Source organism: uncultured Phenylobacterium sp. (assembly GCF_902826855.1).
Lineage (GTDB): Bacteria > Pseudomonadota > Alphaproteobacteria > Caulobacterales > Caulobacteraceae > Phenylobacterium.
The window spans coordinates 1-3772 of record NZ_CADEGK010000305.1; the positions used below are offsets into that span (position 1 = coordinate 1).

At 64.9% G+C, this 3772-nt stretch carries 3 protein-coding genes; 2 read left to right on the forward strand and 1 reads right to left on the reverse strand.

What is annotated here, in order from left to right; translation table 11 throughout:
* Both QZV94_RS23795 and QZV94_RS23800 read left to right on the forward strand, forming a co-directional pair.
* On the forward strand, positions 1-610 hold a 610-nt coding region (locus QZV94_RS23795), incomplete at its 5' end, for an FkbM family methyltransferase (RefSeq protein WP_293682763.1).
* Entirely contained in the window at positions 607-1941 is a 1335-nt protein-coding gene (locus QZV94_RS23800) for a glycosyltransferase family 4 protein (RefSeq protein WP_293682765.1), read from the forward strand. The genes QZV94_RS23795 and QZV94_RS23800, both read left to right, overlap by 4 nt.
* Positions 1942-2154: 213 nt before the next feature.
* Here QZV94_RS23800 and QZV94_RS23805 read toward each other — a convergent pair whose 3' ends face one another.
* Positions 2155-2811: a PEPxxWA-CTERM sorting domain-containing protein gene (locus QZV94_RS23805; RefSeq protein ID WP_293682767.1), complete on the reverse strand. Its 657-nt coding sequence runs from the start codon at positions 2809-2811 to the stop codon at positions 2155-2157.
* Between the last annotated feature and the right edge of the window lie 961 nt (positions 2812-3772).

Sequence of the window (3772 nt, forward strand, 5' to 3'; positions counted from 1 at the left end):
CATTGGTTTGCTCACTGTCGCCTGCGCACGGGCGGTCGGGGCGGATGGGACGGTGTACGCCTTCGAACCCGAGCCTGCGATGCACGCCGCGTTGGCCGAGACGCTGAAACTGAATGGGCTGTCGTGGGTGAACCTGCGTGCCGAGGCCGTCGGCCGGAAGGCCGGGCTGGCGACCTTCTACGTCAGCCCCGTGCCGGGCCACAGTTCGCTCTATCCGCTTCCCGCGGAGGAAGCTTCACAGGGTGAAGATCTGACGGTCCGCATCGTGCGTCTGGACGACGTCATTCCTCGCGGGGGCCGATTGGATGTGATCAAGATCGATGTGGAGGGCGCGGAACTCGATGTCTTGGCGGGCGCTGCGCGAACCCTCGCCGAGAATCCGGATATGGCGATCGTCGTCGAGTTCGGTCCCTCCCATCTGCGCCGGACCGGCATCACGCCGGAGGCGTGGTTCGAGGCCTTCACGGAGCACGGTCTCTACGCACAAGAAATACTCGAGCCTTGGGGCCACGTACGGCCCGTGGATATGAGGGCGATTCAAGCGGTCGAGTCCGCGAACCTCGTCTTCGTCAGACCTAAGGGCGCGGCCGAGGCCCGACTGGCGTCATGAAAATCCTGATCGCGACACCAATCGACTCGCGATCCGCCATTGGGCGCGTGAGTGTCTCTGTCGCCGAGAATCTCGTCCAGCTCGGTTACACTGTGAAGCTGGTAGCCTTGGATCACGAGACTCCACCGCTCTCGGCTCGCCATGCCACGCGGCTCCCCCTCGAGCCCTGGCGCACCGTGGACCTCGCAGCCGTGCGGGCCGGAGAAGAGGTGTTGGTCGCCAACATCGGCGACCACTTTCCGTTCCACGCTGGGGTCTACAGGCTCCTTGAGGAGGCGCCGACGATCGGCGTCTTCCACGACTTCTACCTCTACAATCTATTCTGGGGCCGACTTGTCTCGGCGCACGGCGTATCCGAGGCGGCCGGTCTCCTGCACGATCAGGCCGTCCTTGACCTCTACGGTCGACAGACGGCTGAGCTGGCGCGCGCAGCCCGCCACGGCGCGCTTGCCCAAAGCCGCATCGCCGCCGAGCTGCCAATGACCGAGTGGTTCGCTGGACGCTGCTGTGCAGCCCTCGCTCACTCGGCCTTCTACGTCCCTCGCCTTTCCAACCACTGTCCCGGCCCGGTGTCAGTCGCCGCCTTGCCCTGGGGCAGTCGCGACGTTCCACCTTTGCCGCGAAGGCGCAGCCGCATCCTGACAGCAATGACGATCGGGGTGCTCAATCGCAACAAATGCGTCGAGGAAGTCCTCCGGGCCATCGCCGCTTCCAGCGTCCTGCGCCTGTGCCTGCGCTATCAGTTGGTTGGGCCGATTGAACCCCACGAACGGGCTCGGCTGGAAGCGCTCGTCGCGGAACTCGAACTCGTCAACGTGGTTTTTCATGGAGCGGTGGACGATGCGACCCTTGCAGAACACCTCCAGCGTACGGACGTGATCTGTTGCCTGCGTAAGCCCGTACTGGAAGGCGCGTCTGCCTCCGCAATTGAGGGACTGCTCTCCGGTCGGCCCGTGATCGTAGCGGATGCGGGGTTCTACGCGGATCTACCAGACGAGTTCGTCTATAAAGTCGCCCCGGACGTTCCAGTGGAGGCTCTCACTCAGGTGTTGGAGAGCTTGGTGTCCGACGAGCCCGAGCGCCGGAGGATGGGGGCCAAGGCGCGCGCCTGGGCCACAGCCCAGTTCAGTCTTCCTCAGTACAGCGAGTCGCTCCTGAACCTCATCGCAGACGCCCAGCAAGCGGCTGTGGTGATAGAGGCGGCCCGAAGCTTGGGGGCCGACCTTCGCGCCCTGGGCATTACCGAAGGCGATCCAGTGGTCGATCGACTGGACTTGGCCTTGCAGGTCTTCGGCGGCGGTGACGCGACCCGCGTTCCGTTGTCGCGCTGAAGAGACCGCCAGGCGAGAGGTCGATTCCCGGCTCGCGGGCGCGGGCCGCGACGGAGGCGCCAGCGCCACGCCGAGATCAGTCGCGAGCGCCCGCCGCTCGATTGGCACGCCACCTGCCGTGCCAAGAGCCATGGGATGGGGCGACCCTTGGGCGGGTGGGCAGCCAGGACCTCCCTCGGCATCGGCCTGGTCTCTGACACTGTGGATCCGTGCTCAGGCGGCTACCGCCCTCCTGCGACGCAGACGCGCACCCGCCAGACCGAAACCACCGATCATGAGCGCCCAGGTGGACGGCTCGGGCACGGCCACACCAGTCCGAGCGCCGTCGAGTCGGCCGGGCCCTGGTCCCAGTACAACGTCCTGAGGTGGGGGAGGAAGGCGCAACTGATCGCCCCGGGCGATCACCTCGTCGAAGCGCACGGAGGTCTTCAGCCCATGATTGGACACAATTTCTAGACGAAAATATTGCGCGCTCGTCTCTCTGAACGCGGCCACAAACGGCACCTTCGTCGTTGAAGACGCTATCTCGTAGCGGCCTAGAAGCGTGGCGTCACTGAAGTCTTCCAAGTCTGCCCGGTAGATGTTGAAGGCGCGGATACTCGCCGCACCGCGCTGATTGAAGATCGCCAGCGCGTCGATCGTCTGCGCGGTTGTGAAGCCAAAGTTGAAGGTGACAGGCCACGGGGCTAGAGCGCCCGCGACGCCGGCTGCTCCGACGCTGAACCCTGTTGTCGTGCTGACAAACGAGTCAAAATCCGTAACGCCGTTTACGTACGGCGCTGACAAGCCTGACTGATTGATGAGCTTCTCCAGCGGGCCAACGATGTCAGCAGCGCCACTCGACGAGACGCTCTGAAATTGCAGTGTCACCGCAGCATTCGCAGCGCCAGCGCCGCTGGTCACTACGAGCGCGACAAGCGCGCTTCTAAGCCACCTCATTACGAGCCTCCGTCCCAAATTGACCAACATCAGGTCCACGAAACCCTGAATGCAAATGACGGGCCGCCCTCACTCAGGAAGAGGATGCTTGAGACCGGAGTGACTGCCGGCGGTGGTCCGCCCCCCACGGTCAACACGTCCGCAAAGGCAATGGGCCCGCGTCCGCTGCGAGATCGCGGACCCCGCCGCCCCACCGACCGGGCGTCTCGGCGGCGCAGATTGGTGTAGACCTTTGGCTTGCTGCAACAGGAAGCGCCTCGCCGGTCGGCGAACCGAAGTCGAGGATCGGGCCCTCCGGGCGCCATACCGCCGGCAGGAATGGATGCACGTAGGATGGAACGCAGCGCTCTTCCAAGGTCTCAAATTCCTTGCGGACGTCAAACTGGCCCTTGAGGCACGACCTCGCGCCTTGACCTTGTCGGAGAAGAACTTGTGGTAACTCTTCGCGGACAATCGTGTGGAGAGCGATCGGGACAGTGTGGCTATGTTAGGCCAAACGTCGCCGCGGCTTGCCAACGGGTGTCGCCGCCCATCAGCGCAGACTTGTCCCACGATCTCCCCAACGGCCGGAGCGGAGGCGCGCTATCGCGGCGAACGCGCGCACTCAGGCCTGATAGGGGTCGTCCTGGCCGTTTCGACGCCGCCCAGCGCCGGTTCGGAACGGCGGTTGGTCGGCAAAAGCTCTGAGAATCGTACGGCACTCGCGCTCCGCGAAGACACACGGGCGCAGCTTCCGGCCGGCCGCGCACTGGCTCCATAGAGGCGCCGACCCAGAAGGCAATGGCGGAAGTTGCGCCCGTTGAGGCGGCCGCCGCGGGCAGCAGCCCCTTCTCATGGCTGTCCCGCGTCGCGGCGAAGGTCATCCGCCGAGGTATGTGTACTCGGGCTTCGA

Excerpts from the sequence above, each read along its gene's own strand:
- QZV94_RS23800 (WP_293682765.1), top strand. The coding sequence starts at position 607 with ATGAAAATCCTGATCGCGACACCAATCGACTCGCGATCCGCCATTGGG.